The sequence below is a fragment of the Pseudomonas sp. CROZ-RG-20F-R04-15 genome, from assembly GCF_022662375.1.
Lineage (GTDB): Bacteria > Pseudomonadota > Gammaproteobacteria > Pseudomonadales > Pseudomonadaceae > Aquipseudomonas.
The window spans coordinates 1-16,109 of the sequence record NZ_JAKNQL010000016.1; the positions used below are offsets into that span (position 1 = coordinate 1).

Genomic DNA, 16,109 nt, shown 5'->3' on the forward strand with positions numbered 1-16,109 from the left:
GGGGTATGTGCATGACCGCTGATTAGTGAGCCCGCTCCATTCAATGTGGGAGCGAGCTTGCTCGCGAAAGCGGTGGGTCAGCCGATATTTTCTTTATCTGACACGCCGCTATCGCGAGCAGGCTCACTCCTACAGGTTAGGATGTCGTCTGCAGATCCCCGAACCCCCGCGATCGAACCTCGACGCCATATCACTGTCCTTCGGGGACGCGATGTTTTTTGCCAAGGATCGATATGACCAGCCTCCCCCCCCAAGACACCTTCGTCCCCGGACGCCTGCAACAGACGTCCACGCGCATCGCCTTTTTCATTGCCGGCCTCGGCATTGCCGCGTGGGCCCCTTTGGTGCCGTACGCCAAGGCGCGCGCCGGACTCGACGAAGGCACACTCGGTTTGCTGTTGTTGTGCCTCGGTGTCGGTTCGATTCTGGCGATGCCACTGGCGGGGATTCTGGCCACGCGCTTCGGCTGTCGGCGCGTCGCCACCGGCGGCACCTTGTTGATCTGCGCGGCGTTGCCGTTGCTGGCCACGGTGTCGTCGATACCGGCGCTGATCGCCACGCTGTTCATGTTCGGCGCCGGCCTCGGTACGGTGGATTCGACGGTGAACCTGCAAGCGGTGATCGTCGAGCGCGCCAGCGGCAAGAACATGATGTCGGGTTTTCACGGTCTGTTCAGTCTCGGCGGGATTGTCGGCGCGGCGGGGGTCAGTGCCTTGCTCGGCCTCGGACTGACGCCGCTCGCCGCGATGCTGGTGGTGGTCGTCGTGCTGATCGCGGCGCTGTTCAAATGCGTGCCGCACATGTTGCCCTACGGCAGTGAAAGCTCGGGCCCGGCATTCGCCATCCCGCACGGCATCGTGCTGTTTATCGGCGGGATGTGCTTCATCGTCTTTCTCACCGAAGGCGCAGCGCTGGACTGGAGCGCGGTGTTCCTGGCGCAGGAACGCGGGATCGACACCGCGTATGCGGGATTGGGTTACGCAGCGTTTGCCCTGACCATGACAGCCGGACGCTTGATGGGTGACCGGATTGTGCGGCTGGTCGGTGCCACGCGGATCATTCTGTTTGGTGGCCTATTGGCGGCTGCCGGTCTGTTTCTGGCGACGTTCGCGCCGAGCTGGGAAGCAGCGCTGGTGGGGTATGCGCTGGTCGGCGCTGGTTGCTCGAACATCGTGCCGGTGCTGTACACGGCGGTGGGCAAGCAGACGGTGATGCCGGAGAGCATCGCCGTGCCGGCCATTACCACGCTCGGTTATGCAGGGATTCTGGCGGGGCCGGCGGTGATCGGCTTTGTCGCCCATGCCAGCAGTTTGAGTTTCGCCTTTGGCTTGATGGCGGTGCTGTTGGTCGCGGTGGCCATCGGCGGGAAAGTCCTTAAAGTCTAAAAGCTTCGCGAGCAGGCTCGCTCCCACAGGACTCAGTGATCCATGTGGGAGCGAGCCTGCTCGCGAAGAAGCTGATGCGGTCTATCAGAAACCGACGCTTGCCTGCACAAAGAACGTCCTTGGTGCGCCCACATACATCCCCGAATTGTTGTCGCTCGATCGGGTGAAGTACTGCTTGTCGAAAACGTTCTTCACCCCCGCGCCCAGTTTCAAATTCGACACCTGCGGCCCGAAGTCATAGCCACCACGCACGTTCCAGGTCACGTAACCCGGAATGTCACCGTATTGCCCGTCTGCGGTGCCGTCAGTGATGTAGTTGCCGTTGAAGCTGCCATCAGCGTTAACCCCGGTGCCCGGCGAGCGCTGTTTCGACTGGGCAAAACCGTCGAGGTTGTAGGTCCAGCGGTTGATGTCGTAACGCAAACCGACGGTTGCCACCTGCCGCGAATAGAACGGCAGATCACGGCCCTTGAAGCCCGGAATCTCGCCTTCATAAGTAGCGCGGGTGTAAGTGAAACCCGCGTTGGCGGTCAAGCCATCGAGGCGCGGATCCAGCGCCGCCATGTCGTAGTGCACCGAGGCTTCGATACCCTGGTGCTTGGTCGCGCCGAGGTTGGTCCAGCCCACGTCGTTGCTGATGTATTGCAGTTCGTCGTCGAAGTCGATGTAGAACAGCGTCACTTCACCGCCCCACACGTCATCGTTGTAGCGCGTGCCGATCTCGTAGGTCTTGGCTTTTTCCGGCTCCAGACCGTTGGCGGTCTGATCACCCGAGCCGCCCTGACCGAGCTGGAAATACTGCAGGCTGCCAAACGAGGTTTCGTAGTTGGCGAACAGTTTCCACGCGTCCGACAGGTGATACATCACGCTCAGCGCCGGCAGCGGTTCGTTGCTCTCGATGCTGCGGTTTTTCGCCTGCACCGGTTTGCCGGCCGTATCGAGCACCGCGCGTTCATGCCAGTCGGTGCTGATGTGTTCGAAGCGAATGCCGGGGGTGATGGTCCAGTTGCCGACATCGATTTTGTTATCGATGTAAACCGAGTTGGCCTCGGTGCCGCCGGTGCGGTCCTGGAATATGTGGCCATCAGAGGTCGGCGTGAGCACCGGCTGGTTGTTGACCAGCGCCACTCGGCTCGACGATTCGTGCATCGCCTCTTTCAGGTAGCGATAACCGACACTGACTTCCTGGGTGGTCGGGCCGACATCGAAAACCCGCGACACCCGTGGCTCGATGCCCAGCGTGTAATACGAACGCGGGTATGAACTGAGGGTTTTCTGGTCGCGAGCGGCGATGGTGCTGCCACGGAAGCTGTCGGTGTAATAGGTGAGGATTTCCGCTTGGGTGCGCTCGTCGATCTGGCGGATCCACTTGAACGACACATCTTTGCGCCGACCGGTGAATTGGTCGTAGTCCCGCACCGAGTCGTACGGTTTATCGTCGTACTGCCTCTGTGTCAGACCGCCGGGCATGTCGGCCGTGGCGTCGTAGTAGTGGAAGTTGAGGCTGAAATCGTCCTGATCGGTCGGCGCCCAGTGCGTCTTGAGCAGCACGTCATCGATGTCATTGCCGTTGTTGCGCTCGCGGTAGCCGTTGCCGTTGACGCCGGAATACAGCAACGCCACGCCCATGCCGTTGTCGGCGGTGCCGCCGAGGAACGCGGTGTCGATGTGTTTCCAGCCACCGTACTGGGTGGTTTCCAGGGTGGTGCCGATTTCACCGGTGGCTTTTTCCGGGATCGCGCGAGTGACGAAGTTGATCACGCCGCCGACGTTCTGCGGCCCATAACGCACCGAACCGGCGCCGCGCACCACGTCAATGCTGTCGAGGTTGCCCGAAGAAATTGGCGCCATCGACAGTTGCGGCTGGCCGTACGGGGCGAACGCCGCCGGCACACCATCGATCAACACGGTGGAGCGCGGCGACAGACGCGAGGTCAGACCGCGCACGCCGACGTTCAGCGAAATATCGCTGCCGCCGGTGCCGTTGGAGTCCTGCACCTGCACGCCCGGCACACGCTTGAGCACGTCACTTACGTTCATTGCGCCCTGCTCGACCATCGCTTCGCGGCGGATCACCGTGCGCGCGCCCGGATGGTTCTGCACCACGGCGGCATTGGCATCGCCGAGCCAGTCGCCGACCACTTTGATGTCGGTGACGCCCAATTCCAGCGGGCCGTTGCTGGCGGCGGAAGTCGCGGCGGGCGACAGGGTCACCGACCCTTCGTTGATCTGATAATCCAGACCGCTGCCCTGCAGCAATTGGCGCAAAGCCTGCTCCGGAGAGATATCGCCGTCGACCGCCGGGGCCTGTTTGCCGGCGACCAGGTCCGGGCTGAAAAACACTTGCAGCGAAGTTTGCTGGCCCAGTTCACTCAGGGCCTGGCCCAACGGCTGCGCACGGATATGAATGGCTTCACCGGCAAACGCCAGCGGCACGACAGCGTTGACCGCCAACGCAAGGGCCAGCGGCAACCAAGGGAATTTTTTGTTGTTGGCAGGGGTGTTTTTCACGTCGTACGTAGTCCTGTGGATCGCAAGAGTGTGCGGCTGTTAATGCAAACCAGTTGCAGTTGAACAGGAAGACGATGAACTCGAAAAAAACCTGAATTTTATTTTGCGATTATTTCCTCAGTGCCATCCGCGAGGGTGCGAACGGCTACCGGCAGGATGCTCGGCAAGGCTTTGAGCAAGGCATCGGTGTTGTCGGATTTGAACACGCTGGTCAGACGCAGACTGGCCACTGCCGGATTGGCAACAGTCAGCGGCTTCTCACGATAACGCGACACTTCGGCGGCGACTTCGCTGAGGCTGGCGTTGTTGAACACCAGTTTGCCGCCACGCCACGCCGTCAGCTCCGCCGGGTTCACCGCATAGGCTGCGGAGACTTTGCCTTGTGCATCGACATGGGTGCCGAGGCCGGCAGTCAGGCTGATGAACTGATCATCCGCTGCATCGCGCCCCTGCACTTTCACCGTGCCCTGCTCCACCGCCACGCGGGTTTGCGCGACATCGCGGCGCACGTCAAAGCGAGTGCCAGTGACCGTGACCTTGCCGCTGCCCGCCTCGACCACGAATGGACGGGAAGTGTCGTGCGCGACGCTGAACATCGCCTCGCCTTCGCTCAATTCGATGACACGACGATCCTTTTCAAAACGCACCTGCAAACGGCTGCGGCTGTTCAGATCGATCACCGAACCGTCCGGCAGCGCCACATGTTTACGCTCGCCCAACGCTGTGGCGAAATCGGCGCTGTAGCCGCCCGGATGATTCAAGCCACTGAACAAGCCCAGCCCGAGCGCCACCGCCAGCACACTGGCGGCCACGGCATAACGCAACAACGGACGGCGTTGGCGTCGGTTCGGCGGGGTTTCAGCGAGGGCTTTGAGGCGTGGCGCCGGGAGCAGATCGGCCGCCGACCACAAGCCCTGCAGCAACTGAAATTCGTCACGGTGCTGCGGATGTTCATTCAGCCAGGCGTCAAAGCGCTGCTGCTCGTCGGCACTGACGGCCGGCTCCTGCAAACGCACAAACCAGCGAGCCGCGTCATCGCGCACCGTTGTTTGCCCGCACGCGCAATCACGCGTATCCATCATGGAATGTCCTGTTGGGCTGGGGAGGAAATGTCGCAGCGGCTCATGACTGCAACCCGTCGAGGCGATCACGCAGATGCCGCAGGGTGCGGATCATATACTTTTCGACCATGTTCTTGGACAGCCCCAGGCGTTCGGCGATTTCGGCCTGGGTCAGGCCTTCGATCTTCTGCCAGACAAAAATCTTCCGGCAATTGATCGGCAACTCGGCGAGCGCCCGCTCGATGGAGTCGGCCAACTGGATCGCATGCATGTAATGCTCCGGGTCGCCGGATGACGACTCACTGTGATCAAGGGCCTGTGACTCCATGGCGCCGCGCCGATCCTCACGCCGATAACCGTCGACCGCAATATTGCGCGCGGTCTGGTGCAAATACGCCCGTGGCTGCTGCACCGCCGCCGAATCCGACTCAAGCACCCGCACAAAGGTGTCGTGCGCCAGATCCTCGGCCTGCGCGCGATTGCGCAGGCGACGAGTCCAGGTGCCGATCAACTCTTCGTAATGCTCGAAAAAGCCGGGTCTGCGGGGACGCATTGGGGGTATGGGTGGCGTGCTGAGGAAAGGGGCGTGAATAGTAATGCTTCCTATTAAGGCGAAGCAATGGATTCCTCGACCGACCTTCAGTGCAGCAACTGAAGATCAGCGTGCTAGCGCAATCACACCACTCATGTAGTCATGCAGATCGCGCAGATCCTTAATGCTCCAGGCGTGCGGCGGTATTTTTACCCCGTTCTCCTGCAACGTTTTTGGAATCAGGTTGCCGTTCGGGCGAAGGATGATCGACGACACAATCACGCCCGGATAATCATTCAGGCGTTTTTTGAACGCAGGCGTTGTCAGGTCAGGTGTAGGCGGATTGCTTTTATGCGCCAACGGCCCGGTGCCTTTTATATCGGCACCGTGGCACACAGCGCAGCGCTGCGAATAGAGGTTTTTGCCATTGCTGTTATCCGCGAAGGACACGGATGGTTGAGCAATCCACATTGCCCCGAGTACTGCGACGAATGCTGTCTTCATTGTTTGCCTCCCTGGCGGATTTAAGGTCGCGCATGATGCGCGAGATTTAACGCTTGGCGCAAAACAAAGTGGGAGCGAGCTTGCTCGCGAAGGCGGTCCGCCAGTCATTTACTGCATTGACTGAACGGACGCTTTCGCGAGCAGGCTCGCTCCCACAGGGTTTTGGGTGAGTGCAGGTTCAGTGCATCCACCAGTGACCATTGCATCAGCCTTTTTCGTCGATGCCCGCTTGCAGGGTCTGGGTGTCCAGATGCCCGCTCAGGGTGACCGGGCCGACTTTCAGGTTGCCGTTTTCCAGGGAAACCTTCGGTGCGTTTTCCTCGGCTTTATGCGGTAGATCCAGGCCCGCTTTCACACCGTAGTCACGGTTGCTCAGGTCAGTGCTGCTGACCTTCGAACCACCCAGTTCAACCTTCCCGTCCGTCGCCGAAATCCGCGCGCCGATCAGTTGTGTCGTGCCGCCTACGGTAAGGTTTACACCTTGGCTGGCACTGATCCCGGACGCCTGCGCCACACTGCTCTTGTGCGCGTACTCACCCTGCACTTTCAGCGTCGGTTTGTAGTCGGTGCCGGCGAGTTTCTCTTTATCGCTCGGTGGATTTTTTTTCGCAGTCAGGCCCAGATCGACATCGACATTGGCGTGGTTGGTTACGTCCTGACGGCTTTCGATAGTTAGATCACCCGCGACCTTGCCGCTGACATCTTTAGCGTCGATCCGCGCACCCGAAAGCTGTACATCACCGGCACTGTTCAACACCACATGGTCAGCCTTGATCTGACTGTTCTGCTGGGCGCTGCCCTGCAAGTAATCCACGCCCACCTTGGCCCCAGCATTGAAACCGTGATCGCTGCTGGCCTTCTCATCCTCAGCGGTCGGAGTTTTGCTGCTCAGGTTGCCGCCGGCGTTCAACGCTACATTCCAGTTATTGCGGTTGTCGCTGGACTGCGCCGATTCCTGCACATAGCCACCCTTCTGCGCGTCGATGCTGACGTTCGATGCGCTGACCTGAGTGCCTTGCAGGTGGATCGAATCACCGCTCAACACGATGCCGTTCTGGCTGCTGAGCTGGCCACCGCTGAGGGTTTTCGAATCCTCGTTGACCCGACCGATATTGAAATTGCCGCTCAGATTGCCGCCCTGATCACGACTCTTCTCGCTGCTGGTTTTGCTGCCGCCGCCCTTCAAGCCGCCGCCGAGGTTGCTGCCGGTGGCGGTGTGCGTGTCGGTGGCCGCTTGCAGATCGAGCTTGCCGTCGGCGTGCAAATCGATGGCGCCGGCGCTGTCGATTTTCGTGCCTTGCTGGACTTGATCACCGCCGCTGCTGAGTTGCACCGGGCCGTTGCCGCTGATGCTCGCCACACGGGCCTGGGTGTCAGTGGTTTGCTTGCCGGTGTGATCGAGCTGGAAACCGGCGCCGAGGTCGACGTTGGTGCCGTCGGTGCCCGGCAAGGTGCCGACCGTCAGTGAGCCATTGCCACGCAGGCTGCTGTCATTGCTGGTCTGGCGGTCGCTGGCCTGATTCAGCGCCAGATCACCGCCCGTCTTGATGCTCACACCGCCCTGCCCGCCGTCGAAACGACTGCCGGCGAACTGCGCATCGCCACCGACCTTGATGTTCACACCCTGGCTGCCGGCATAAGCGCCGACGACGGCGCTGGAACTTTCCTTGCTCGAGGCACTGCTGCCTCCCGCGCCGCTGCCAGCGACGTTCACGTCTTCACCGGTCTTGGTGTAGACGCGCACGTCGACCTTGGCATCCACCGCGTTAGCGTTGCTGCTATGCGTATTGCTCGCAGCATCGGCAAGCAGTTGGTCAGCGCTGATGTTCACTTGGCCGGCGCTTGCGTTGTATTGCGTGCCTTGGTCATGCAGCGTGCCGGTGGTTTTCACATCGACAGTGCCGCCGTCAAAACGGCTGACCACAGCGTTGCTGCTCTGCTCGGTTTTGCTCGCGCTGCCATGACCGACCGCAACGTCGATACCGACATTCGGCTGACCGAGCTTGGCCAGTGCGTCCTTGTCCGGCACCTTGCCGTTGAGCACGTCCTTGACTGCGCCCGCGATCGGCCGGGCGATGTCCTTGTATTCGACGTTGGCGCCGATGTCCGCCGACCAGTTGCTGTCGTTGTGCGTGCTGCTTTCGCTGTTGCTGGCCGCGCGGTTGTCGATCTCGTTGGCGGCGACGTTCAGACCGTTGCCAGCCTTGAGTTGCGCGCCTTCGGTGGCGAGTTTGTCAGCATTGATCGTCAGGCCACCGTTGCTCTGCACACTGCTGGTTTGCGCAGTGGTTTTGCTGGTCGAATCCTGCGCCGTGCTGTGGGCGAAATCGACGCCGCTGCCGGCACGGTCGAGGCCGCCGGTGTAGTAGAAACCACCGCCAGTGCTGGAGGTGTCGGTAGCGGTTTTGTGACTGTCAGCTTCGGCGAGCAACGAGACATTCTTGCCGCTCAACTTGGTGTCGCCTGCGGTGGATTTCACCTCTGCGCCTTTGAGCGTGACGTCACCGCCAGCCTTCACCTGCACACTGCCACCGCTGAGGCTGGAGCCCTGCTGGGTAACATCGTTGCGGGTGACGGTTTGCTGTTTGTCTTGGTAGTGAATCCCGGCGCGATATTGCTCCGGCGTTTGCTCTTTGGCGTACGCATCGAAGCCACGGGTTTGCGTGGTGTCGGTGCTGTCGTGAGTGTTCTGCGCAGAATGCACGTTGATGTCGCCCGCTGCATCGGCGGTCAATGCACCGTCTGCCTTGACCGTCGAGCCCGCCACTTCAATGTCCTTGGCGCTTTTGAGCTTGAGATTGCTGTCAGACACCAGCTCACTGCGCACGGTGCTGCTGTCTTTGCTGTTCTGCCGCGACTCGTCCTTGCTGATGCCGAAGAACTTGCTGTCCTTGTCATGGTTGTTGCTGTGCGAGGTGTCCTGCACGCCATCGATGACCAGCGAACCTTTATCGCTGATCACGCTGGCGTCGCTGCCGCCGCGCACCTGGCTGCCGCTGATGCGCACGTCGTCAGCCTTGACGATCAACTTGCCGCTGGCGTTGACCTTGCTGCCCTGATGCTGGGTCTTGCCCTTGTCGGCATCGCCGGTCTTGCCGAAGAAACCACCGCCAACCAGGTCACCGGAATAGCGATTGTCGCTGCTGCGATTGGTCCGTGTGGCGGTGGTGATTTCCACCTGTTTGCCGGCCAGTTGCACATCGCCGGCGCTGCTCAACTCAGCGCCTTCGGTGCGCAAAAGTGCGGCGGTTTGCAGGGCGATATTGCCGGCCTTCAGCTGGCTGGTGACACTGCGCTGCTCTTCGCTGCTGCTGTTCCAGTCGGCTTTCCACAGGTGTTTGCGGTGATTGCCTTGATCGGTTTGCGTATGGCTTTCAGTGGCCGCAGTCAGGCGCAGATCGCCGCCGCTTTGCACGTCGAGATTGTTCGCGGCTTCGACTTTGGCGGCTTTGAGTTCGGTGTCTTTGCCGGACGACAATTTAGCGTCGCGGCTGGCGATAATCTGGCTGCCGTGCTGGCGCGACTCACTGTCGGTCTGGGTGCGATTGTAGGTTTCCCAAGTGATGCCGATGGTGCTGTTGTTCCAGTTTTCGCGCTTTTCCTGCAGCTTGCGGCTTTCGACCGTCGACAAGGTCAGGTTGCGTTTGGCGTCGAGTGTGACGTCGCGAGCGCTGACATCAGTCGCGGCCAGGGTCAGGTCCTTGCCGCTGTGCAAACCAACATCGCCCTGACTGCTGCGAATACCGGCACGGGTCACGTCGAGGCTGTTGGTCAGCGCTTCACCGCTGACACTCAAGTCACCGGCGGAACGAATCTGCACGCCGTCACGCCCGGCCACTTGCACCGCGCCAACCCGCACGCCGGCACCTTCGGCGGTGCTGACAATATTGATGCGCCCGGCCTGCATCGCGCCGAACAGGCTGGCGTCGATGCGTTGATCGGAAGTATTGCCCGATGGATCGACGTTGTTCACCTGACCGCTGGCGTAATCAACCTGATTGCGCCCGACCGTGAGGTTCAATTGGTCGCGCGTCGTGATCGCGCCCTGACTGTCGATACGCGGTGCGATCAGGTTGATCGAGCCCTCGCCGTTGCGCAGGCCGCCGCTGTGAATCTGCAACTGACCGCTGGCATCGCGGCTGTTCAGACTTTGCAGTTTGCCGTCATTCAATTCCGGGCGACCGACCACCAAATTAGCGTTCGGCGTATTGATGAAACTGCCGCCATTGACCGAGATGCCGTTAGGGTTGGCCAGCACGTAATCGGCGGGCCGGCCGAAGATTTCCTGCGCGCCGTTGATGGCGGACGGATTGCGGCTGATCACTTCGTTGAGGATCACGCTCGCCGCCTGGCCTTGCAGTTGCGGGTTGGCCGCCAGTTGCCCGGCCAATTGCGACTGCCCGGCCTGCAGGGCGTTGTTCAGGACCAGGCCCTGACGGTCGACGTTGTAGTCGAGGAACTGGTTGTGCGACAGGCCCGAACCGTTGGGCGCGACGATGTTGACGATGGGCACACCGCCCTGGGTCTGCAATTGCGCGGTGCCACCGGGTCCCGGCGCAACCACGACACCGCCGGCGAGCGCGCTCGGCAGGTGTACGGCGAAGAACAGGCTGGCAATCGCCCAGCGCAATTTGCCCCGAGGCGAAAGATGAAATGCAAAGGTGTGTGCTGGCATAAAAACGTCTCCATGTGAGTACGGCATCACGTTGCGCGTTTAGTCTTGGCCGTGGCTGACGCGCTCAGATCCGACGGCTGTTTGTTCACTGCGTTGTTCAGATTTGCAGGCCTACGCGCATCAGCCAGGTCTCTGGCTCGTGCTGCAAACCGCTCGGTGTGTTGAGTGCGCGTTGGTAATCGACATCCACTTGCAGGTTCTTCCAGCCCAGATTCAGACCGACACTGGCACCGCTCAGGCGTTGCCCCTGAGCACCGTGATCAGCCTTGATCCAGCCGTGGTCGAGGCCCACACGCGGGGTGATCTGCAGCGGCCACTCACTGCGCAGCGGCAGGCGCAAGGTATTGCGCCAGATCGCACCGCTGACACCGGAGGCACTGCTGACCCGATAGCCGCGCACAGCCGAATCGTCGGTGCCGAGCAACTGTTCGATGGCCGGCAACGGGTCCGGGCTGTACTGCATATTGAGTTGGCTCTGCCATTGCCACGCCTGCGCGCCGAACTGGCCATTGCGCCATTGGCTGAGGCCGGCGCGGTACTTGCGAAACTGCGCCTTGGGCAGATTGTTGATCTGCTGTTGTGAATCGTCGTCAGCGCCAAACCAGCGCAGGCCCTGGGCGTAATTGACGTCGAGGTTCCACACCGCGCGGTCGAGCCAGAACAGATTGAGTCCGGCCTCGGCCACCGTCAGCGTCGGGCTCTGAATCCCGAGGCGAACGTCTTGCAGATAGCTGTCGACATCCTTGTGCGCCAGTTGCAGGTTGGCGCTGAGCTGACGGCTCTGGTCGCGCCACAACACGCGGTCGGCGCGCAGGCTGACCTGGTCGGTGATGCCAGTGCTGTGAAAGGTCACGCTCGGCAGTTTGAACGGCGCACGATATTCGGCGTGGCTGGCGAACACGCTGTAGGTCCAGTAGCCGTAGGGGATCGCGTAATACAGGCTGGCGTTGCGGCTGTAACGATCGCCCTGATTGAGCGTGTCGCTGGCGCTGAGGCTCAACAAATCGTTGAGTTGCAGCGGGCTGTCGAGACTCAGGCTGACCGTGTCGCGATCACGTCCGGTGCTGGCGCTGCCGAGGTTGTCGATCCCGGCATTCAAAGCCCAGCGTGACGGCGTGGCACCGCGCGAGCGCAGAATGATGCGCGAGGCGCCGGGCTGGCTGCCGGGGGCGATGTCGGCGGTGAGATCGATCGAGCGCAGGCGATTCAACTGATCGAGGCCCTGCTCCAGATCGCGCAGGTTCAACGGCTCGCCGAGCATTCCCGGGAACGCGCCAGCCAACGAAACCGGCAGACTTTGATCGGCCAGTTCGATGGACTCGATGTAGCCTTCGTCAACACGAATATCCAGCGACTGTCCCGCTGCCGGTGCGCTGACCAGATACGGGCGGCTGGCGATGTAGCCCTTGTCGACGTAGCTCGCGGTGATGGTCGCGAGCAGATGATTGATCTGACCGACGCCCATGCACGGCGCCAGCAGCGGTTTGATCCGCGCATTGAGCTTGTCGCTGTCGATCAGCGTGACGCCGCCAATGCGCGTGCCGCTCAACGGCCAGCAACGTTCATCGGGGGCAACGGTTGGCGGGATGGCTGGGGTGATCGGCGTCGGGCCGAACGCGCCGCGCTGCAATTGCCGTTTTCTTTGTTCAAGTTGCAGTTGTTGCAGATCGCGCTGTTGCTGTTGTTGCTGGCGCAGCACTTCCTGGCCCGGCGCGACAGGTTCGGCAGCTTCAATCGAGGAGGCACAGACACTCAACACAAAGGCCGACAGCAGCGGGCAAAGCGTGGAACGACGGCGAAAAACAGCGCGAAACGGAAACGGCACGCAACTTCCTTGCGATCATCAAATGGCGTAATGCCATGTCATCAATGATCGTGATAGTCGGAGCCATCCCACACAAAAGCAAGACGCTTCCTACAGCGCTTACATTTCTTAAACAAATGATCAGCTTTTTAGAAATGCAGCTTTTTTGAATGCCGCGAACTGACGATCGGCGCCAAAAATGAATTGCCACAAAATATTACTCGCGTAATATTACGGCCGTAATAACGATCCATTTCTGCAGGAATGACGCGATGACCAGCATGCCCACTCTCGAACCTGTTGCGGTAAAGACCAAGCCGCCGCTGCTTAAACGTCTGTTGCTTCCCGGTATCGGTTTGCTCGCGCTGATCTTCGCCGGGGTCTACACCGTGCATTGGTGGGGTGCCGGGCGTTTTCTTGAAGAAACCGACGATGCCTATATTGGTGGCGATGTTACGGTGATCGGGCCGAAAGTCGCCGGCTACATCGACGAAGTGCTGGTCAGCGACAACCAGCACGTAAAGGCCGGCGACGTGTTGATCCGCCTCGACGCCCGCGACTATCGCGCCAATCTGGCCAAGGCCGAAGGTGCCGTCGCTGCAGAAGAAGCGCTGCTGGCCAACCTCGACGCCACCGAACAACTGCAACAAGCAGTGATCGGTCAGGCCCGCGCCGGCATCGATGCCGCCGGCGCAGAAACCGCGCGTTCGCGAGATGACAACGCGCGCTACAAACGCCTGGTGACCACCAATGCCGTGTCCGTGGAAAGCGCACAACGCGCCGACGCCACCTTCAAAACCGCGCAAGCCCTGAGCGCCCGCGCCCAGGCCGAACTGCTCGCCGCGCAACGCCAACTGGCGGTGATCGATACGCAGAAACAACAGGCCCGCGCAGCCCTCCAGCAAGCCCGCGCCGAACGTGATCTGGCGCAGTTGAACGTCGGCTACACCGAACTGCGCGCGCCGGTCGATGGGGTGATCGGCAACCGTCGTGCACGCGTTGGCGCTTACGCCCAGGCCGGTTCACAGCAGTTGTCAGTGGTGCCGGCCAGCGGCCTGTGGGTCGATGCCAATTTCAAGGAAGACCAACTGGCGCGGATGAAACCCGGACAGCGCGTAAGCATCCGCGCCGACGTGCTCTCCGGTCAGGAGTTCCACGGCCGCCTCGACAGCCTTGCCCCGGCGACCGGCTCACAATTCAGTGTGCTGCCGCCGGAAAACGCCACCGGCAACTTCACCAAAATCGTCCAGCGTGTGCCAGTACGGATCCTCCTCGACCCGGCTGACGGCGTACTCGGGCACTTGCGCCCGGGCCTGTCGGTAACGGCGGAAGTCGACACCCGCGCGCAACCTGAAACCACTGCCGTGGCCGTCGCGCCATGAGCAGCACCCTCGCCGCCCCTGCACAGCCATTCAACGCGGCGGACATGGCGACCGCGACCAAGGTGTTCGCCTTCGCGACGATGTGCATTGGCATGTTCATCGCGTTGCTGGATATCCAGATTGTCTCGGCGTCGCTGCGCGATATTGGCGGCGGACTGTCCGCCGGCACCGACGAAACCGCGTGGGTGCAGACCAGTTACCTGATCGCCGAAATCATCGTGATTCCATTGTCGGGCTGGCTGTCGCGCGTGTTCTCGACACGCTGGTTGTTCTGCGCGTCGGCGGTCGGTTTCACCCTCGCCAGCCTGCTCTGCGGCGTGGCCTGGAACATCCAGAGCATGATTGCCTTTCGGGCGCTGCAAGGTTTTCTCGGTGGCTCGATGATTCCGCTGGTGTTCACCACGGCGTTCTTTTTCTTCACCGGCAAACAACGGGTAATCGCCGCCGCGACCATCGGCGCGGTCGCGTCATTGGCGCCGACACTGGGGCCGGTGATCGGTGGCTGGATCACCGACATTTCCTCGTGGCACTGGCTGTTCTATATCAACCTGGTGCCGGGAATTTTCGTCGCCGTGGCGGTGCCGATGCTGGTGAAAATCGACCAGCCGGAACTGTCGCTGCTCAAGGGCGCGGACTATTTGAGCATGGTGTTTCTCGCGCTGTTTCTTGGTTGCCTGGAGTACACCCTCGAAGAAGGCCCGCGCTGGAACTGGTTCAGCGACCAGACCATTCTGACCACGGCGTGGATCAGCGGCCTCGCGGGATTGGCGTTCATTGGCCGCACCTTGCACGTGGCCAATCCGATCGTCGATCTGCGCGCACTCAAGGATCGCAATTTCGCCCTCGGCTGCTTCTTTTCGTTCGTCACTGGCATCGGCCTGTTTGCGACAATTTACCTGACGCCGCTGTTCCTCGGCCGGGTGCGCGGCTACAGCGCGCTGGACATTGGTCTGGCGGTTTTCTCCACCGGCGTGTTCCAGATCATGGCGATTCCGCTGTATGCCTTTCTGGCCAATCGCGTTGATCTGCGCTGGATCATGATGGTCGGTCTGGGTCTGTTCGCGGTGTCGATGTGGGAGTTCAGCCCGATCACCCACGACTGGGGCGCGGGACAATTAATGTTGCCGCAAGCGTTGCGCGGGATCGCCCAGCAACTGGCAGTGCCGCCAGCAGTGACGTTGACCTTGGGAGGGTTGGCGCCGGCGCGGCTGAAACATGCGTCGGGCCTGTTCAATCTGATGCGCAATCTGGGCGGGGCGATTGGTATTGCGGCATGCGCGACCATTCTCAATGACCGCACCAACCTGCACTTCACGCGGCTGGCCGAGCATCTGAACAGCAGCAATGAAGCGATGAATCAGTGGCTGTCGCAGGTCGGCGGCAACCTCGCGAATCTGGGCCAGAGCGGCGACGTCGGCGTCACCGCCAGCCTGCGCCAGTTGTGGTTGCTGACCTACCGTGAGGCGCAGACGCAGACCTACGGCGACACCTTTCTGATGATCGGCGTGTGCTTCGTCATCGCCACCGCGATGGTGCCCTTGATGCGCAAGGTGCAACCACCGGCGGCGCCGAGTGCGGATGGGCATTGATCACTATTTTCTGGCCATGCCCATTTCCCCTGTGGGAGCGAGCCTGCTCGCGAAGGCGTCGTGTCAGTCACCATGGTTGTTATCTGACACTCCGCTTTCGCGAGCAGGCTCGCTCCCACAGGGGTTATGCGTTTGGGCTTAAGCCTGTGGGGTTTTGCGGAAACCTACGGCCAGACGGTTCCAGCTGTTGATGGTGCTGATCGCCACGGTCAGGTCGACCATTTCCTTGGGCGAGAACTGGGCCGCGACCACGTCGTAATCTTCATCCGGCGCATGGGTCAGGCTCAGTTGGGTCAGCGATTCAGTCCACAGCAGCGCAGCGCGTTCGCGGTCGCTGAAGAACGGCGCTTCACGCCATGCAGTCACTGCGAACAAACGACGTGGGGTTTCGCCGCCCTTGATCGCATCGGCGGTGTGCATATCGATGCAGAACGCGCAGCCGTTGATCTGCGAAGCACGCAGTTTGACCAGTTCGATCAAGGTCTTTTCCAGCGGCAGTTTGGAGACGGCGGTTTCCAGGGCGATCATCGCTTTCAGGGCGTCTGGGGAGGCGGTGTAGAAATCGGTACGAGGTTTCATGGTGGCTCCGGGCAGCAAGTGAATGTGTGGCTACGTTAGTCCTCGCACCCGGTTCGGCAAATAGCCAATATTCCAGAAGATCAGGAG

10 protein-coding genes are annotated in these 16,109 nt (G+C 61.2%); 3 read left to right on the forward strand and 7 right to left on the reverse strand.

Translation table 11 applies throughout. The features are described from left to right. Positions 1–233 precede the first annotated feature (233 nt). Complete coding sequence (locus L8H52_RS20925; RefSeq protein ID WP_242208551.1) at positions 234–1,385, forward strand: MFS transporter; 1,152 nt, start codon at positions 234–236, stop codon at positions 1,383–1,385. 84 nt (positions 1,386–1,469) lie between these two features. Here L8H52_RS20925 and L8H52_RS20930 read toward each other — a convergent pair whose 3' ends face one another. The 6 genes from L8H52_RS20930 to L8H52_RS20955 form a co-directional block, all read right to left on the reverse strand. Continuing rightward, positions 1,470–3,896, reverse strand: coding sequence for a TonB-dependent receptor (locus L8H52_RS20930; protein ID WP_242208552.1), 2,427 nt, complete (start codon positions 3,894–3,896; stop codon positions 1,470–1,472). Between the two features lie 98 nt (positions 3,897–3,994). Further along, entirely contained in the window at positions 3,995–4,978 is a 984-nt protein-coding gene (locus L8H52_RS20935) for a FecR family protein (RefSeq protein WP_242208553.1), read from the reverse strand. A 40-nt stretch (positions 4,979–5,018) separates the two neighbouring features. Continuing rightward, positions 5,019–5,510, reverse strand: a complete 492-nt coding sequence (locus tag L8H52_RS20940) for a sigma-70 family RNA polymerase sigma factor (RefSeq protein ID WP_242208554.1) — start codon at positions 5,508–5,510, stop codon at positions 5,019–5,021. A 105-nt stretch (positions 5,511–5,615) separates the two neighbouring features. Next, on the reverse strand, positions 5,616–5,993 hold the full coding sequence (locus L8H52_RS20945) for a c-type cytochrome (RefSeq protein WP_242208555.1): 378 nt from the start codon (positions 5,991–5,993) through the stop codon (positions 5,616–5,618). Between the two features lie 205 nt (positions 5,994–6,198). Then, a complete protein-coding gene (locus L8H52_RS20950) occupies positions 6,199–10,668 on the reverse strand; it encodes a hemagglutinin repeat-containing protein (protein WP_242208556.1) in 4,470 nt (1,489 codons plus the stop codon). Between the two features lie 97 nt (positions 10,669–10,765). Continuing rightward, positions 10,766–12,493 (reverse strand): ShlB/FhaC/HecB family hemolysin secretion/activation protein, encoded by a 1,728-nt coding sequence (locus L8H52_RS20955; RefSeq protein WP_242208557.1) that lies wholly within the window; start codon positions 12,491–12,493, stop codon positions 10,766–10,768. A 251-nt stretch (positions 12,494–12,744) separates the two neighbouring features. Here L8H52_RS20955 and L8H52_RS20960 point away from each other — a divergent pair, with 251 nt between their 5' ends. Together L8H52_RS20960 and L8H52_RS20965 are read left to right on the forward strand one after the other, a co-directional pair. Further along, positions 12,745–13,854, forward strand: a complete 1,110-nt coding sequence (locus tag L8H52_RS20960; protein WP_242208558.1) for an HlyD family secretion protein — start codon at positions 12,745–12,747, stop codon at positions 13,852–13,854. After that, positions 13,851–15,443 carry a DHA2 family efflux MFS transporter permease subunit gene (locus L8H52_RS20965; RefSeq protein WP_242208559.1) on the forward strand — a complete coding sequence of 531 codons (1,593 nt, stop codon included), beginning with the start codon at positions 13,851–13,853 and terminating at the stop codon, positions 15,441–15,443. Before L8H52_RS20960 ends, L8H52_RS20965 begins: the two co-directional genes overlap by 4 nt. 138 nt (positions 15,444–15,581) lie before the next feature. Here the strand turns inward: L8H52_RS20965 and L8H52_RS20970 are convergent, their stop codons facing one another. After that, positions 15,582–16,022 carry a carboxymuconolactone decarboxylase family protein gene (locus tag L8H52_RS20970; protein WP_242208560.1) on the reverse strand — a complete coding sequence of 147 codons (441 nt, stop codon included), beginning with the start codon at positions 16,020–16,022 and terminating at the stop codon, positions 15,582–15,584. Between the last annotated feature and the right edge of the window lie 87 nt (positions 16,023–16,109).

What these genes read in the sequence shown, in the direction of transcription:
- L8H52_RS20950 (WP_242208556.1), bottom strand. Translation starts at nt 10,668, where the DNA reads ATGCCAGCACACACCTTTGCATTTCATCTTTCGCCTCGGGGCAAATTG.
- L8H52_RS20970 (WP_242208560.1), bottom strand. Translation starts at nt 16,022, where the DNA reads ATGAAACCTCGTACCGATTTCTACACCGCCTCCCCAGACGCCCTGAAA.
- L8H52_RS20960 (WP_242208558.1), top strand. Translation starts at nt 12,745, where the DNA reads ATGACCAGCATGCCCACTCTCGAACCTGTTGCGGTAAAGACCAAGCCG.
- L8H52_RS20935 (WP_242208553.1), bottom strand. Translation starts at nt 4,978, where the DNA reads ATGATGGATACGCGTGATTGCGCGTGCGGGCAAACAACGGTGCGCGAT.
- L8H52_RS20940 (WP_242208554.1), bottom strand. Translation starts at nt 5,510, where the DNA reads ATGCGTCCCCGCAGACCCGGCTTTTTCGAGCATTACGAAGAGTTGATC.
- L8H52_RS20925 (WP_242208551.1), top strand. Translation starts at nt 234, where the DNA reads ATGACCAGCCTCCCCCCCCAAGACACCTTCGTCCCCGGACGCCTGCAA.
- L8H52_RS20945 (WP_242208555.1), bottom strand. Translation starts at nt 5,993, where the DNA reads ATGAAGACAGCATTCGTCGCAGTACTCGGGGCAATGTGGATTGCTCAA.
- L8H52_RS20965 (WP_242208559.1), top strand. Translation starts at nt 13,851, where the DNA reads ATGAGCAGCACCCTCGCCGCCCCTGCACAGCCATTCAACGCGGCGGAC.